A 14,639-nucleotide genomic window follows, 5' to 3' on the forward strand; every position below is an offset into this window, starting at 1 on the left:
TTGCATACTACACAGCATCGTGTGGGTGAGATCCTGCGTTCAGGTTCGAGCCGAGCGAAGCGAGACAGCAACGCGCTAGCGTTGACCCGAAGGGCGAGTCCGCAGGACGAGTCATCCCGCACGACCCACCATTATCTCAAGTATCGAAATATCCCCCCAGACTCAGAAGTTGCATACTACACAGCATCGTGTGGGTGAGATCCTGCGTTCAGGTTCGAGCCGAGCGAAGCGAGACAGCAACGCGCTAGCGTTGACCCGAAGGGCGAGTCCGCAGGACGAGTCATCCCGCACGACCCACCATTATCTCAAGTATCGAAATATCCCCCCAGACTCAGAAGTTGCATACTACACAGCATCGTGTGGGTGAGATCCTGCGTTCAGGTTCGAGCCGAGCGAAGCGAGACAGCAACGCGCTAGCGTTGACCCGAAGGGCGAGTCCGCAGGACGAGTCATCCCGCACGACCCACCATTATCTCAAGTATCGAAATATCCCCCCAGACTCAGAAGTTGCATACTACACAGCATCGTGTGGGTGAGATCCTGCGTTCAGGTTCGAGCCGAGCGAAGCGAGACAGCAACGCGCTAGCGTTGACCCGAAGGGCGAGTCCGCAGGACGAGTCATCCCGCACGACCCACCATTATCTCAAGTATCGAAATATCCCCCCAGACTCAGAAGTTGCATACTACACAGCATCGTGTGGGTGAGATCCTGCGTTCAGGTTCGAGCCGAGCGAAGCGAGACAGCAACGCGCTAGCGTTGACCCGAAGGGCGAGTCCGCAGGACGAGTCATCCCGCACGACCCACCATTATCTCAAGTATCGAAATATCCCCCCAGACTCAGAAGTTGCATACTACACAGCATCGTGTGGGTGAGATCCTGCGTTCAGGTTCGAGCCGAGCGAAGCGAGACAGCAACGCGCTAGCGTTGACCCGAAGGGCGAGTCCGCAGGACGAGTCATCCCGCACGACCCACCATTATCTCAAGTATCGAAATATCCCCCCAGACTCAGAAGTTGCATACTACACAGCATCGTGTGGGTGAGATCCTGCGTTCAGGTTCGAGCCGAGCGAAGCGAGACAGCAACGCGCTAGCGTTGACCCGAAGGGCGAGTCCGCAGGACGAGTCATCCCGCACGACCCACCATTATGACGTTATCTTTCACCCTGTTATACCTTTCCCCCGCAATCTCATTTATACTTCTCATTCTAGAACGCCAAACAGACCCCTATAATCCTCTGATATCCTTTCTATCACTCAACTTTTTGCCTCATATTTAACTCTATTAAACATTTTCGCCATTATCAGACAAATTTGAGCGACTTTTCGCTAAATATTGAGTATTTTGTTTAGGATAAAAAACAAACTAATCTTACTGGTGGCCTGAGTGATATACTGGCTCCGGAATAACTGGCAATAGAGATGTGAGCGATGAGCGAAACTTTTGATGTGAATGCGGCTATTTATCCTTTCCCTGCGCGGCCAGTCCCATTGGATGTGGATCAAAAAGCCTTTTACCGTGAGAAAATCAAAACACTGCTGAAGCAACGCGATGCCGTGTTAGTCGCTCACTATTATACCGATCCTGAAATTCAGGCACTGGCTGAAGAAACCGGCGGTTGTGTCGCTGACTCCCTTGAAATGGCGCGCTTTGGCAATAATCATCCGGCATCGACTTTATTGGTCGCCGGTGTGCGCTTTATGGGGGAAACGGCCAAAATACTCAATCCTGAAAAACAAGTATTGATGCCAACTCTCCATGCTGAATGTTCACTGGATTTAGGCTGTCCAGCTGATGAGTTTGCGGCGTTTTGCGATAGCCATCCTGACCGCACCGTGGTGGTGTATGCCAATACCTCGGCGGCAGTAAAAGCCCGTGCGGATTGGGTGGTTACTTCCAGTATTGCGGTTGAGTTAATCGAGCATCTCGATAGCTTGGGCGAGAAGATAATTTGGGCACCAGACAAGCATCTGGGTAGCTACGTGCAGAAAAAGAGTGGCGCGGATGTATTGTGCTGGCAAGGGGCCTGTATCGTCCATGACGAGTTTAAAACCCAGGCGCTGGCCCAAATGAAAGCCTTACACCCGGACGCCGCTGTCTTAGTTCACCCAGAGTCACCGCAAGCGGTGGTCGATATGGCTGATGCTGTCGGCTCAACCAGTCAGTTAATTACGGCGGCAAAAACATTGCCACAAAAGAAACTGATCGTCGCAACAGACCGTGGCATTTTTTACAAGATGCAGCAGGCCTGCCCCGATAAAGAATTGTTTGAAGCACCGACGGCGGGCGAAGGTGCGACATGCAGAAGTTGCGCTCACTGTCCGTGGATGGCGATGAATGGCCTCAGAGCGATTGCTGAGGGGCTGGAGCAGGGTGGAGCAATGCATGAGATACATGTTGATGAAGAATTGCGTCAGCAGGCACTGATACCGCTAAATCGCATGTTGGATTTTGCCAATCAGTTGAAGTTACAGATCAAAGGCAATGCCTAAACATTTCATACTGACGGCAAAGCCAAATGAAGGGGAATTGTGCCGTTCGGGTCGTAGCGACGTGAGTCGCCGGAGTGCCCGTAGGTGCGGTAAACCCTTCACTCCACCAGCTATAAAACAGATGTATTAACTGCAAAAGGGTCACCAGATGGATTTCTTCAGTACCAGCAATATATTAGTTCATATTCCGCTGGGTGCGGGCGGGTATGACCTTTCATGGATAGAGGCGATTGGGACACTGTTCGGGTTGCTGTGTATCTGGTTTGCCAGCAAAGAGAAAATCATCAACTACTTGTTTGGGTTGATAAACGTGACGTTGTTTGCGGTGATTTTCTTCCAGATTCAACTTTATGCCAGCTTGTTGTTACAGCTGTTCTTCTTTGTTGCCAATATTTATGGTTGGTATGCCTGGAGCAAACAAACTCCTGATAACCAAGCTGAATTGAAAATCCGCTGGCTATCTTTGCCGAAAGCATTGGCGTGGGGTGCCGTCTGCGTGGCGGGCATCGCTTTGATGACGTTGAATATTGATACCGTCTTTGCCTGGCTGACCCGCGCGGCAGTGACAGTGATGCAAAGCTTGGGTGTCAATGTCCAAATGCCTGAATTGCAACCAGATGCTTTCCCATTCTGGGACTCTACTATGATGGTCTTATCCATTGTGGCGATGATTTTGATGACTCGGAAATATGTTGAAAACTGGCTGATTTGGGTGGTTATTGATGTCATCAGTGTGGCCATTTTCGCCTATCAGGGCGTCTACGCCATGGCGTTGGAGTATGTAATACTGACCCTGATCGCCCTGAATGGTTCTTGGTTGTGGATTAAGAGTGCGACGCGGAATCATTCACGCCCACTGTCTACTCAGAGTGATTAATACTTAATCCCAATAGCTGTTGATGGAAATGTCAGTCAGGCGAGGTGCTACAGAGCATGCGCCCGACTGATGGCTATTAATGATGGTGATGATGGTGCTCTCCTGCGCTGGCCGCTTGATGAATGCCGCAATCTGGTGCTTTGCAGTGCTGGTATTCCATCTGAATGGTGGCATGACCAATATTATAATGATGCAGCAGATGGTGCTGAATGCGTTGCAGTAACTCATCATTATCTTGCGGAGGGATCACTTGCACATGCAGCGTCATCAGCCGTTGGTCACCAATTTGCCATAAGTGGACGTGATGGACATCCCGCACTTCATATATGCTGGTGCAGAGATTTTTGCGCAGTTTATTGATGTCAATCTCTAGCGGTGCCCCCTCTAATAGCTCGTGAAAACTTTCTTTCAACAGCCGCCAGGCACTGCGTAACACTAATACCGAGACCAATACTGACAAAATCGGGTCTATTGGTGTCCAGCCGGTGGTCAGGATCACCACTGCCGCCACGATAGCCCCGACTGAACCTAATAAATCCCCCATGACATGCAAAGCGGCGGCTCGCACATTAATATTCTTTTTTTCCTCACCGCGATGAAGTATCCAGAAGCAGAAAATATTCGCGCACAACCCCGCGATGGCGATGATTAACATCGGCCCGCCCATCACTTCATGAGGGGTAAAAAAGCGCCTAACCGCCTCCCAAAAAATCAGCACCACAATCAATAATAATGCGGCGGCGTTAACAAAAGCAGCCAGCGTAGTGAGGCGCAAATAACCAAAGGTATGGCGAGAGTCCGGCTTCCTCTGCGAAAAATGAACTGCCATTAAGGCGATAAATAATGCAGCAGAATCCGTCAGCATATGCCCGGCATCGGCTAAGAGCGCCAGTGAGCCTGATAGCCAGCCACCAATGGCCTCAGCCACCATAAACACCGTGGTGACCGCGAAAGCGACTAGCAGACGTTTGCTGTTGCTGTCTTGCGGGAAAAATGATGATGCAGACATATTTATCCTTTAACCATAAAAGGTGAAAACAGGACGAGAAAGTTAACTCTGATAGGATTTCATTCAATGATTGATATGTATTATAGATAATAGCTATATCGTTGTTTATCTGTACTGAGCCCCTAATACAATAAAGTCGATTTACAGCATCCCATTCACCCGTTAGATTGGTTCAACTAGATTAATACAGACAGACGTTGTGCGATGATCGTCACAAGACTTAATGGAAGAGCTATGAACTACCTGAATGATGACCTACGGATTAATGAAATTAAGGAACTCCTCCCACCTGTTGCTCTGTTAGAGAAGTTTCCGGCCAGTAACAATGCAGCAGAGACGGTATCCAAGACCCGTACTGCTATTCACAACATCTTGCGCGCTCAGGATGATCGCTTGCTGGTAGTGATTGGCCCATGCTCAATTCACGATACCCAAGCGGCCAAAGAATATGCGGCCCGTTTGCTGACATTGCGTGAAGAGCTACAAGGTGAGCTTGAAGTGGTGATGCGCGTCTATTTTGAAAAACCGCGTACCACGGTGGGTTGGAAAGGTCTGATTAACGATCCGCATATGGATGGTAGCTACGACATCAATGATGGTCTGCGTATTGCGCGCAAGTTGCTATTAGACATTAACGAGAGTGGCTTACCGGCTGCGGGTGAGTTTTTGGATATGATAACCCCGCAATACTTGGCTGACCTGATGAGCTGGGGGGCTATTGGCGCCCGTACCACTGAATCACAAGTTCATCGCGAACTGGCCTCTGGGCTGTCTTGCCCGGTTGGTTTTAAAAATGGCACCGACGGCACCATTAAAGTCGCTATTGATGCTATCAATGCTGCCAGCGCGCCACACTGTTTCCTGTCAGTGACTAAATGGGGTCATTCGGCGATTGTAAACACTGCCGGTAATGATGATTGCCATATCATTTTGCGTGGCGGTAAAGAGCCGAATTACAGCAGTGCGCATGTGGCGGCGGTGAAGGAAGGCTTAAGCAAAGCTGGCCTCGAACCACAAATTATGATTGATTTCAGCCATGCTAACAGCAGTAAGCAATTCAAAAAGCAAATGGAAGTGGGAACCGACGTTTGTCGCCAGATTGCGCAGGGCGAAAAATCTATTATGGGCGTGATGATTGAAAGCCATCTGATAGAAGGTAACCAGAATCTGGAAAGTGGCGAACCACTGGCTTACGGCAAAAGTGTCACCGATGCGTGTATTGGTTGGGAAGATACTGAAGTGTTGCTACGCCAGTTGGCTGACGCGGTGAAAGAACGCCGTTAGTAGGCTATCGTACTTGCCATTTTGAATTTGGGCAGTGCTCACAATCCTCACGTACTTGTGTACGCTCCGGTTGTTGCGCGCTGTCCGCGTCCAAACTGCCTACGCTGATAACGCCTACTGGTAAAATACGGCTATCGTACTTGTCATTTTGAATTCGGGCGATGTTCCTCCCAATAACTGGCAAATAAAAACCCCCGGCATCCATGATGCGCGGGGGTTTTTTTAATAGCACGAATCAGAAATGATTACTTCGCTTTACCCTGATTGGCTACCGCAGCAGCTTTAGCCGCGATCTCATCAGCATTGCCCAGATAGTAGTGTTTGATTGGTTTGAAGTTTTCATCAAACTCATACACCAAAGGCACGCCAGTTGGGATATTTAGCTCAAGAATTTCGTCTTCGTTCAGGTTATCCAGATATTTAACCAGCGCGCGCAGTGAGTTACCGTGGGCGGCGATGATAACGCGCTCACCACTGGCGATGCGTGGTTTGATCACTTCTTCCCAGTAAGGGATAACGCGGTCAATCGTCAGAGCCAGGCTTTCAGTGGTTGGCAGCTCTGCATCGGTTAATTTTGCATAACGCGGGTCATGGCCTGGGAAGCGCTCATCACTTTTATCCAGTGCTGGAGGGGTGATAGCAAAACCACGACGCCACAGTTTGACTTGGTCATCACCGTATTTTGCCGCAGTTTCTGATTTATCCAGACCTTGCAATGCGCCGTAATGACGTTCATTCAGCTTCCACGTTTTTTCCGTTGGTAGCCAAGCCTGATCCAGTTCGTCCAGAATGCTCCATAAGGTATGGATAGCGCGCTTTAATACTGAGGTGTAGGCGAAATCAAAAGTAAAACCTTCATCTTTCAACAGCTTGCCTGCTGCCTTTGCTTCAGTACGACCTTTCTCAGACAAGTCAACGTCATACCAACCGGTGAAGCGGTTTTCGTTGTTCCATTGACTTTCGCCGTGACGTACCAGAACCAGCTTTGTTACTGCCATAGTTCAAACTCCTCAATCTAACTTATTCAATGATAACTATTATCATTATATTGCGTGATTGCCACAGACAGCAATCGTTTGTGTTTAACCATAGCCAATTTTTTAAGGGAACGTAAGGTAGGGAGTCGAATCGATTCTGCTATAGCTATAACTAATTAATCTATGGGGCGGTAAATACCCCATAGATTGCGGGGTTTGAACTGACCCCATAAAGTTAAGCGGCTTTCTTCAGGCAAGTGCTCATGAAAGTTTTGCGTGCGTCGCCTTTTAGCGCTTTGGTCGCTGCTTCAGCATTACAACTTTTCATTTTCTGCTGTTGTGGTGTGAGGGCTTTTTCATCTGGATGAACCTGTGCTTTCAAGCATTGGCTCATAAATTTCTTGCGGTCATCGCCTTTCAGCGATTGAGTCGCAGCTTGCTGATTACAGTCGGTCATTTTCTTCTGTTGCGCTGCCTGAGCGGGCGAGGGTGTTTTCACTGCTGTCTCCGCCGCCATCACATTCGCACTGAGTAGTAATCCGGCTGAGAGTAACCATAGGGTAGTTAGACGCATAAGAGTTCCCTTTATTTAAGCACTGTTTATTCAGTAACGTTAGGATCTGAAAGGGCGAGCAAGATGCCAGTATGACCGCCTGACAGATGTCTTAAGCGTAGATGCTGTTTATCAATAAGGGTAGGTTTTGGTTATATATTATGCCATTAGCATTGCCACCGGAGTGGTAATGCTAACAGCGTATAGCGAAATAAAGTTAAAGCGCAATAAAGTGATAAACAGTGGTTGAGTGGTAGGCTTTCCCCGGCTTTAGCCAGCAATCGGGTTGTGGCCATTCCGGGTGATTAGGGCTATCAGGTAAGAATTCACTTTCCAGAGCGACGCCAGTGTAACTGGCATAGGTTCCGCCATTACGTGCAGGTGTTCCGCCGAGGAAATTACCGCTATAGAGCTGCAATGCGGGTGCGGTGGTGTAAACGCTCATTTGGACTTGATTATCAGACGACCACAGGTGCGCCGCCGGGCTTTCGGTAGCACCACAGGTGCGATGCAGTAGATAGGCATGGTCGTAGCCCTTAACCCGCTGTTGGCAACGGTCTTGCAGGAAGTCTCGTGCCAGCGTTTTCGCTTGACGAAAATCCATGCCGGTTTTTTCAACACTTTCGAGTCCGCCGGTTGGTATCCCATCACTGTCGACCGGTAAATAGCGGTCAGCAAACAGCTGTAATCGATGTGCCCGCACATCTCGCCCTTCGCCATCGAGATTAAAGTACGCATGATTGGTTAAGTTTACCGGGCAGGTTTTATCAACCTGAGCCTGATAGCGAATCTCCAGGCGATTATCCTCGGTCAGCAGATACTGCACTTCGGCGGTTAGATTACCGGGGAAACCCTGATCGCCATCAGGAGAAAACAGTTGATAAGTCACCTGTTTTTCATCCTGTTTAACCTTTGTCCAGCGCCGGTTATGGAACCCTTCCGGGCCACCATGTAGTTGGTTCTCGCCTTGATTGGGTATCAGATGGAGGATTTCGCCCTCCACGGTGATTTGTGCTTTCGCGATGCGGTTGGCGTAGCGGCCAACTGTCGCGCCGAGATAAGCCGCTTGATGCAGATAATCGGCCGGGGTTTGGCAGCCCAGCAGCAACTCACGTTTTTCGCCCCCTTTTAGTGGCAATATTGCTGATAACCAGGTAGCGCCCCAATCCATCAGCGTCACGCTCATGCCCGCTTTATTATGTAATTCGGTCAATTCAAAGGGGTGACCATCCGGTGCTAACTGGTCAACACTGCTTGGTGATGCAGAGTCGTTTTTCAGCATAAACCTGCTCCTTGTGAAGCTTGGCAAACGTAAAAGGTTTCAGTCCTGCCGCCACTGTATGCCGGATATTGCTGCGCGACAGCCGCACGAACTTGCTCGACCAGCGAGTTTGGCATTAGCGCGACAATGCAGCCGCCAAAACCACCGCCAGTCATTCGGACACCACCTTGCTCCCCAATAACAGATTTCACAATATCCACCAGGCTATCTATCGGCGGAACTGTGATCTCAAAATCATCACGCATTGAAATATGAGACTCGTGCATCAATTGCCCCATCAATTTCAAATCGCCAGCCGCCAATGCATCCGCCGCTGCCAAAGTGCGCTCATTTTCGGTAATCACATGGCGAGCACGTTTAGCTACCACCGGGTCTAACTCATCCTGAATAGAGAAGAACAGTTTCGCGTCAACATCGCGCAGGGCTTTAACCCCAAAGAAGCGCGCTGCGGTTTCACATTGCTCGCGGCGGGTGTTGTATTCGCTATCAACCAAACCGCGCTTCACATTGGAATTGATAATCACCACTGCCACGTTTTCGGGCATCGCTACTGCGCGAGTTTCAAGCGTGCGGCAGTCGATCAGCAGCGCATGGTCTTGCTGGCCGAGTGCTGAAATCAGCTGATCCATGATGCCGCAGTTACAGCCGACAAACTGATTTTCAGCTTCTTGCCCATTGAGCGCCAGTTCCACGCCACTCAGGGGCAACTGATAGAGGGATTGCAGCGCCTGTCCGACAGCCACTTCTAAAGAAGCCGATGAACTCAGGCCAGCACCTTGTGGGACATTGCCGCTGATGACTAAGTCTGCCCCACCAAAATCGGCATGGCGCAGCTGCAAGTGTTTTACCACCCCGCGCACATAATCTGCCCAACGGTATTGCGCATGTGGGACAATTGGCTCATCGAGAGAGAATATGTCTTGTTGATTTTCATAATCAGCCGCAATGACACGAATCTGGCGGTCATCGCGTTTGCTAATGCTTATCACGGTTTCATAATCAATGGCGCAGGGCAATACAAAGCCATCGTTATAATCGGTATGTTCGCCAATCAGATTGACGCGCCCCGGCGCTTTAATGGTGATGTCCGATTCATGACCAAACTGTTGGCGGAAAATGGCCTGGGTATGCTGTTTTAAACTCATTATTTGACTCCGGCTTCTCGATAATGAACATCACTGACTGCCCGCAGGTGTTCAGCCGCCTGTTCTGCTGTCAGGTCGCGCTGGATTTCGGCCAGCATTTCATAACCCACCATAAATTTCCGTACTGACGCAGAACGCAGTAATGGCGGATAAAAATGTGCATGTAACTGCCAATGTTTGTTGTCATCGGTGTTATCAGCGCCATGATCGTTTTTATCAGGACAACAAATGTTATAAGGCGCGCCGTGCCATCCCATTGAGTAAGGGAAAGAGCATGAGAAAAGATTGTCGTAGCGGCTGGTCAGCTTTTTCAGGGCAATAGCCAAATCACGGCGCTGTTCATCGGATAAATCTTCTAAACGCAGGACATGGGTTTTGGGCAGCAGCAAGGTTTCAAACGGCCACGCCGCCCAATAGGGCACCACGGCTAACCAATGCTCGGTTTCAACCACCGTCCGGCTGCCGTCACGGCGCTCACGTTCGGCATAATCGAGCAGCATAGGTGATTGATGTTCTTGGAAATATTGCTGTTGTAGCCGGTCTTCGCGCGCGGCTTCATTGGGCAGGAAGCTATTGGCCCAAATTTGCCCATGCGGATGGGGATTCGAGCAGCCCATGGCCGCGCCTTTATTTTCAAATACTTGTACCCAAGGGTAAATTTTACCCAACTCGGCACCTTGTTGTTGCCAGGTTTGGATGACATCTTCCAGTGCGGGTAATGTCAGTTGCGGCAATGTTTTACTGTGATCCGGTGAGAAGCAAATAACCCTGCTGGTGCCGCGTGCACTCTGGCTGCGCATCAGCGGATCATCACTTTGCGGCGCGTCGGGGGTGTCGGGCATGAGCGCGGCAAAGTCATTAGTGAATACATAGGTTGACGGGTAGTCAGGGTTGACGTCGCCGGTCACCCGAGTATTGCCGGGGCATAAGAAACAATCAGCATCGTGCGCGGGTAAACTCTCAGTCGCGGGTGCTTCCTGCTGACCTTGCCATGGGCGCTTGGCCCGATGCGGTGAAACCAATACCCACTGGTCGCTTAGTGGATTATATCTGCGATGTGGATGATCCACAGGGTTAAAATTAGTCATAACAATACCTTAATCGGGATAGCCCTGAGGATTATGTGATTGCCAACGCCAGGTATCAGCGGCCATTTCATCCAGTGAGCGGCTGACTCTCCAGCCCAACTGTTCTGCGGCTTTGCTGGCGTCTGCCCAATAAACTGGGAGATCGCCGGCGCGACGTGGTGCAAAATGGTAAGCCAGGGGCTTACCGCAAGCTTTGCTGAAAGCTTCGACCACTTGTAAAACACTGTGGCCAACACCTGCACCCAAATTGAAGATGTGTACGCCGGGCTGGTTGTGCAGTGTTTTCATCGCCGCGACATGGCCATCAGCTAAGTCGACTACATGAATATAATCACGCACCCCAGTGCCATCAGGGGTCGGGTAGTCATCGCCGAATATCGCCAGTGATTCACGGCGGCCTACTGCAACCTGCGCAATAAACGGCATCAAGTTGTTCGGAATGCCCTGTGGGTCTTCCCCCATTAGCCCTGACGGATGCGCTCCCACCGGGTTGAAATAGCGCAAGATAGTCATATTCCATTGCGGATCAGCTAATTGAACATCTTGCAGAATTTGCTCAACCATTAATTTGCTGCGGCCATATGGGCTGGAAGGTAAACCGGTCGGGAAGCTTTCAACATAAGGAATTTGCGGTTGATCGCCATACACCGTGGCGGAAGAACTGAAGATAAGGTTTTTGATCCTGGCGGCGCGCATCGCTTCCAGCAACACTAAGGTGCCGAAGACATTATTATTGTAATATTCCAGCGGCTTACTGACAGATTCGCCCACGGCTTTTAAGCCCGCAAAATGAATGACAGCATGAATAGAATGAGCTGCAAATATTTGGTCGAGTAGGGCGCGGTCACGGATATCACCTTGATAAAGTTCAGGTGTGTAGCCGGTCAATTGATGTATCCGAGCTAATACGCTGGATTTACTGTTGCAAAGGTTGTCGAGAATAATGGGCTTGTAACCCGCTTCAATCAACTGTACACAGGTATGGCTACCAATGTAACCGCTACCACCTGTTACCAGAACGTACATAAAGGCTCCTCGAATCATTTTTGTCTCAGAAAGATAGCATGCCATTATGTGAGAAAAGGTGATCTGCGCTCAATAATGGAATCGTTTACATTTAAATTTAGTTTAGCTTAATCTCTATCAAGGTATAAATACAGGGCAATTAGTCAGAATGGACAAAGATGCAGAAACTTTGGGCATGATAAACAGAAGGGAAATGGTAGCGTTCTCACCCATAAATTTAGCGGGAATATCACTGTTAGTGATAGCCACGGCCTGATGCCGTGGGGAAAATGGCATCGGGCCGGGCTGTAGCCAGTAAAGATTCTGTTGTCAGTAAAAAGCTGTAGTCAGCAAAAGATAGTCAGTAAAAATCAGTGAGCGGAATACAGCGGATAGGTAAAGAACAACAAATGCATTAAATTCAGGCCAAAATGAAAGGCCACGGCCACCCATAAACGGCCACTCCACAGCCATGCCAAACCATAAATCACCCCAGCCAATGCGGCAAATACCATCAATAGTGGGCCGCCTGCCATATGCGCAGCACCGAATAGCAGGGCAGTGAGCAGCAGCGCGGGGTAATTCCCCACACATTGGCTTAGGCGTTGCTGCAAATAGCCGCGAAAGAGTGCTTCTTCGGCCAAACACACAAAAAACACGTTGGCGATAACAAAGGAGCCAACCCATGCTGGCGTGTGCATTTCAACTTTCAAACCACCTAAGGCGACCGCCAGTAGTAGCAATGCCGGGATACTAACAATCAAACTTACCCAGCCGAGCCGCCCGACAGATAGATGCTTTTTCGCAACAAACAAGGTGGGCAGGCAAGCAAGTAAAATAAAGGGTACCAGCGCCTTATCAAGGTTGTAATACATGCTAAAGGCGGCACTGAGCGGCCCAACCTTGACTTTATCTAATATTTTTAGGTTATTAAAACCAGGAACCAGATGCAGGAATAAGGCGATAGCAGCGAGCACTAAGAGCAATTCTAGCCCGGCGGCAAGCCATTTTTGTTGGCGGTATTTCTTTAGCAGCAGGGCAACTATCAGTGTCAGCAGCAAGAACCCCGCAGAGGGTAGGGTCAGAACGCCGTGATAAAGGGCTACAGATAATGATAAAGCCAAAAGAAACAGGGAAAGTACCCGGTTAATTGATAAGAAAAGCAGTGATGCAGCAAGTACGCCCCACATAAATCGTCCCTTTAGTTGTTAAATCCTAACTATTTTAAACCAGATAATCGAAACCATCCCCGCCGTCAGCATGAATCATATCTGACGGCGGGAATAGTAGCATAAATGACTGTAAATACCCCCCGGAATGGGGATGAAAAGAGGTTGTTATTTTTCAGTATAATATAATTATATGAATATTTTAACCGCATTCAGAGGGGCAATTTCTCCTGCTGATATTGATAAATATCACCATCGGGAACAAAGGTCAGCCGGTGGGTAATGCACTGCGGAGCATCTTCTGCATGGTGAGAGACAAACAGCAGTTGAGTTTCCCCCTCGCCGATCATCACATCAATAAAACGTCGCACTAACAAGCGGTTGAGTGGGTCCAAACCTTGTAGCGGCTCATCAAGAATCAATAGTGCGGGGTGCTTGACCAGCGCCCTGGCGATCAGTGCTAAGCGCTGTTGCCCCCAAGATAAACTGTGGAAAGGCTGGTCGGCAGTTGCGGCGGTAAACCCCAGCAAAGCCAGCCATTGATCGGCAAGCTGCTGCTGGCGGTCTGATACCGCCTGATAAATACCAATTGAATCGAAAAAGCCGGATAAAATCACGGTACGCAGGTTAGTGCTGACACGGTAGTCCAAATGCAAGCTACTGCTGACATAACCGATATGGCGCTTGATATCCCAGATGGTTTCCCCGCTGCCACGGCGGCGGCCAAACAGTGTCAAATCATTACTGTAACCTTGTGGATGGTCGCCAGTAATCAGACTGAGTAAAGTTGATTTCCCTGCGCCATTCTGGCCGATAATTTGCCAGTGTTCTCCGGGGTTAACCTGCCAGCTCAGGTTATGCAAAATGGGGCGGTCATTATGTTCAACTACCCCATTACGCAATATAATCAGCGGTTTATCTTGTGGGAGGCGGGGGTGTTGCTGTGGATTTTCCGTCTCGGGCAATAACAAACCATCAATGTTTTCACTGTGTGCCAGTTGAGCAATCAGAGCTTCGGCAAGGATCTGTTGGCGCGGGCCAGTATGGGTCAATTGACAATCGGCGAGCACGCCAACGTGTTGCACAAAATCGGGAATATCATCAAAGCGGTTAAGCACTAAAACCAGTGTGACCCCGTGGGCCGACAGTGTGGACAACATGCCCGCCAACTGGGCGCGGGCGGCCACATCCAGACCGTCAAACGGCTCATCCAGAATCAGCAAGTCGGGTTGCGGCATTAATGCCCGGCACAGCAGTGTTTTGCGGGTTTCGCCGGTCGAAAGATACTTAAAACGGCGTGAGAGTAAGTGGCTGATGCCAAATTGCTCGGCTAACTGTTGGCAACGCGGCGGGTCACTACATTCTTCCTGAATGATTTCGGCCGTGGTACGCCCGGTATCATCTTCATCGACGCTGAGTAAATCGGTGTTATTACGCTGCCATTCTTCGCTGACTAATTGTTGGAGTTGCTCGAAGGACAAGCGCACAATATGGTTGAAATTGCTCTGGCGGCTACCGTTAAGCAGGGTCAGCTCCCCTGATAAGGCTTTGGCCAATGACGATTTTCCACTGCCATTGGCACCGACAAATGCCCAGCTATCGCCAGGTTGTTGCTGAACACCGGAGGAAATAGAAAGCTCGGGCAAGATGAGTGTCTTGGTGTCATTCAGACGAAAACAACCTTGCGATATTTGCAACTCAGACATCACTTTTCCCATATTCTGCAACGTAATAATAGTGTAGGGATAGGTGGTATAG

The 14,639-nt window shown here is 49.6% G+C and carries 12 protein-coding genes and 7 other RNA genes; 10 read left to right on the forward strand and 9 right to left on the reverse strand.

The features are described 5' to 3' along the window. Positions 1-5: 5 nt before the first annotated feature. The 9 genes from DXZ79_RS06890 (at position 6) to pnuC (ending at position 3,369) form a co-directional block, all read left to right on the forward strand. Positions 6-131: non-coding RNA, RtT sRNA (locus DXZ79_RS06890), on the forward strand. 43 nt (positions 132-174) lie between these two features. Then, positions 175-300, forward strand: a non-coding RNA gene (locus DXZ79_RS06895) — RtT sRNA. 43 nt (positions 301-343) lie between these two features. Continuing rightward, positions 344-469, forward strand: a non-coding RNA gene (locus DXZ79_RS06900) — RtT sRNA. Between the two features lie 43 nt (positions 470-512). After that, a non-coding RNA gene (locus tag DXZ79_RS06905) (RtT sRNA) lies at positions 513-638 on the forward strand. 43 nt (positions 639-681) lie between these two features. Next, positions 682-807, forward strand: a non-coding RNA gene (locus DXZ79_RS06910) — RtT sRNA. Positions 808-850: 43 nt separating this feature from the next. Continuing rightward, positions 851-976, forward strand: a non-coding RNA gene (locus tag DXZ79_RS06915) — RtT sRNA. A gap of 43 nt (positions 977-1,019) precedes the next feature. Beyond that, positions 1,020-1,145: non-coding RNA, RtT sRNA (locus DXZ79_RS06920), on the forward strand. Positions 1,146-1,430: 285 nt separating this feature from the next. After that, the gene (gene nadA, locus DXZ79_RS06925; RefSeq protein WP_038634621.1) at positions 1,431-2,492 is read left to right on the forward strand and encodes a quinolinate synthase NadA; all 1,062 of its coding nucleotides are present in this window, start codon (positions 1,431-1,433) and stop codon (positions 2,490-2,492) included. 148 nt (positions 2,493-2,640) lie between these two features. Next, a complete protein-coding gene (gene pnuC / locus DXZ79_RS06930; RefSeq protein WP_038634618.1) occupies positions 2,641-3,369 on the forward strand; it encodes a nicotinamide riboside transporter PnuC in 729 nt (242 codons plus the stop codon). A 76-nt stretch (positions 3,370-3,445) separates the two neighbouring features. Here the strand turns inward: pnuC and zitB are convergent, their stop codons facing one another. Then, entirely contained in the window at positions 3,446-4,378 is a 933-nt protein-coding gene (zitB, locus tag DXZ79_RS06935) for a CDF family zinc transporter ZitB (RefSeq protein ID WP_038634616.1), read from the reverse strand. 234 nt (positions 4,379-4,612) lie between these two features. Between zitB and aroG the strand changes: the two genes are divergently transcribed. Beyond that, the gene (gene aroG, locus DXZ79_RS06940) at positions 4,613-5,662 is read left to right on the forward strand and encodes a 3-deoxy-7-phosphoheptulonate synthase AroG (protein ID WP_038634613.1); all 1,050 of its coding nucleotides are present in this window, start codon (positions 4,613-4,615) and stop codon (positions 5,660-5,662) included. Positions 5,663-5,907: 245 nt separating this feature from the next. Here aroG and gpmA read toward each other — a convergent pair whose 3' ends face one another. The 8 genes from gpmA to modF form a co-directional block, all read right to left on the reverse strand. Beyond that, complete coding sequence (gene gpmA, locus DXZ79_RS06945) at positions 5,908-6,660, reverse strand: 2,3-diphosphoglycerate-dependent phosphoglycerate mutase (RefSeq protein ID WP_004391569.1); 753 nt, start codon at positions 6,658-6,660, stop codon at positions 5,908-5,910. A 214-nt stretch (positions 6,661-6,874) separates the two neighbouring features. Further along, positions 6,875-7,213, reverse strand: a complete 339-nt coding sequence (locus DXZ79_RS06950; RefSeq protein ID WP_038634610.1) for a PsiF family protein — start codon at positions 7,211-7,213, stop codon at positions 6,875-6,877. Positions 7,214-7,409: 196 nt separating this feature from the next. Beyond that, positions 7,410-8,474, reverse strand: coding sequence for a galactose-1-epimerase (gene galM / locus DXZ79_RS06955; RefSeq protein WP_038634607.1), 1,065 nt, complete (start codon positions 8,472-8,474; stop codon positions 7,410-7,412). Beyond that, a complete protein-coding gene (galK, locus tag DXZ79_RS06960; protein WP_038634604.1) occupies positions 8,468-9,619 on the reverse strand; it encodes a galactokinase in 1,152 nt (383 codons plus the stop codon). The genes galM and galK overlap by 7 nt, the downstream gene beginning before the upstream one ends. Beyond that, the gene (galT, locus tag DXZ79_RS06965) at positions 9,619-10,707 is read right to left on the reverse strand and encodes a galactose-1-phosphate uridylyltransferase (protein WP_038634601.1); all 1,089 of its coding nucleotides are present in this window, start codon (positions 10,705-10,707) and stop codon (positions 9,619-9,621) included. Before galT ends, galK begins: the two co-directional genes overlap by 1 nt. 9 nt (positions 10,708-10,716) lie before the next feature. Next, positions 10,717-11,733: a UDP-glucose 4-epimerase GalE gene (gene galE, locus DXZ79_RS06970; RefSeq protein ID WP_038634597.1), complete on the reverse strand. Its 1,017-nt coding sequence runs from the start codon at positions 11,731-11,733 to the stop codon at positions 10,717-10,719. A 350-nt stretch (positions 11,734-12,083) separates the two neighbouring features. Beyond that, on the reverse strand, positions 12,084-12,902 hold the full coding sequence (locus DXZ79_RS06975; protein ID WP_038634594.1) for a CPBP family intramembrane glutamic endopeptidase: 819 nt from the start codon (positions 12,900-12,902) through the stop codon (positions 12,084-12,086). A gap of 191 nt (positions 12,903-13,093) precedes the next feature. Further along, the gene (gene modF / locus DXZ79_RS06980) at positions 13,094-14,587 is read right to left on the reverse strand and encodes a molybdate ABC transporter ATP-binding protein ModF (RefSeq protein WP_038634591.1); all 1,494 of its coding nucleotides are present in this window, start codon (positions 14,585-14,587) and stop codon (positions 13,094-13,096) included. Positions 14,588-14,639: the final 52 nt, after the last annotated feature.

It is taken from the genome of Yersinia rochesterensis (genome assembly GCF_003600645.1).
GTDB classification, from domain to species: Bacteria; Pseudomonadota; Gammaproteobacteria; order Enterobacterales; family Enterobacteriaceae; genus Yersinia; species Yersinia rochesterensis.

Excerpts from the sequence above, each read along its gene's own strand:
- zitB (WP_038634616.1), bottom strand. The coding sequence starts at position 4,378 with ATGTCTGCATCATCATTTTTCCCGCAAGACAGCAACAGCAAACGTCTG.
- galK (WP_038634604.1), bottom strand. The coding sequence starts at position 9,619 with ATGAGTTTAAAACAGCATACCCAGGCCATTTTCCGCCAACAGTTTGGT.
- modF (WP_038634591.1), bottom strand. The coding sequence starts at position 14,587 with ATGTCTGAGTTGCAAATATCGCAAGGTTGTTTTCGTCTGAATGACACC.
- aroG (WP_038634613.1), top strand. The coding sequence starts at position 4,613 with ATGAACTACCTGAATGATGACCTACGGATTAATGAAATTAAGGAACTC.
- galM (WP_038634607.1), bottom strand. The coding sequence starts at position 8,474 with ATGCTGAAAAACGACTCTGCATCACCAAGCAGTGTTGACCAGTTAGCA.
- nadA (WP_038634621.1), top strand. The coding sequence starts at position 1,431 with ATGAGCGAAACTTTTGATGTGAATGCGGCTATTTATCCTTTCCCTGCG.
- DXZ79_RS06975 (WP_038634594.1), bottom strand. The coding sequence starts at position 12,902 with ATGTGGGGCGTACTTGCTGCATCACTGCTTTTCTTATCAATTAACCGG.
- galT (WP_038634601.1), bottom strand. The coding sequence starts at position 10,707 with ATGACTAATTTTAACCCTGTGGATCATCCACATCGCAGATATAATCCA.
- DXZ79_RS06950 (WP_038634610.1), bottom strand. The coding sequence starts at position 7,213 with ATGCGTCTAACTACCCTATGGTTACTCTCAGCCGGATTACTACTCAGT.
- gpmA (WP_004391569.1), bottom strand. The coding sequence starts at position 6,660 with ATGGCAGTAACAAAGCTGGTTCTGGTACGTCACGGCGAAAGTCAATGG.
- pnuC (WP_038634618.1), top strand. The coding sequence starts at position 2,641 with ATGGATTTCTTCAGTACCAGCAATATATTAGTTCATATTCCGCTGGGT.
- galE (WP_038634597.1), bottom strand. The coding sequence starts at position 11,733 with ATGTACGTTCTGGTAACAGGTGGTAGCGGTTACATTGGTAGCCATACC.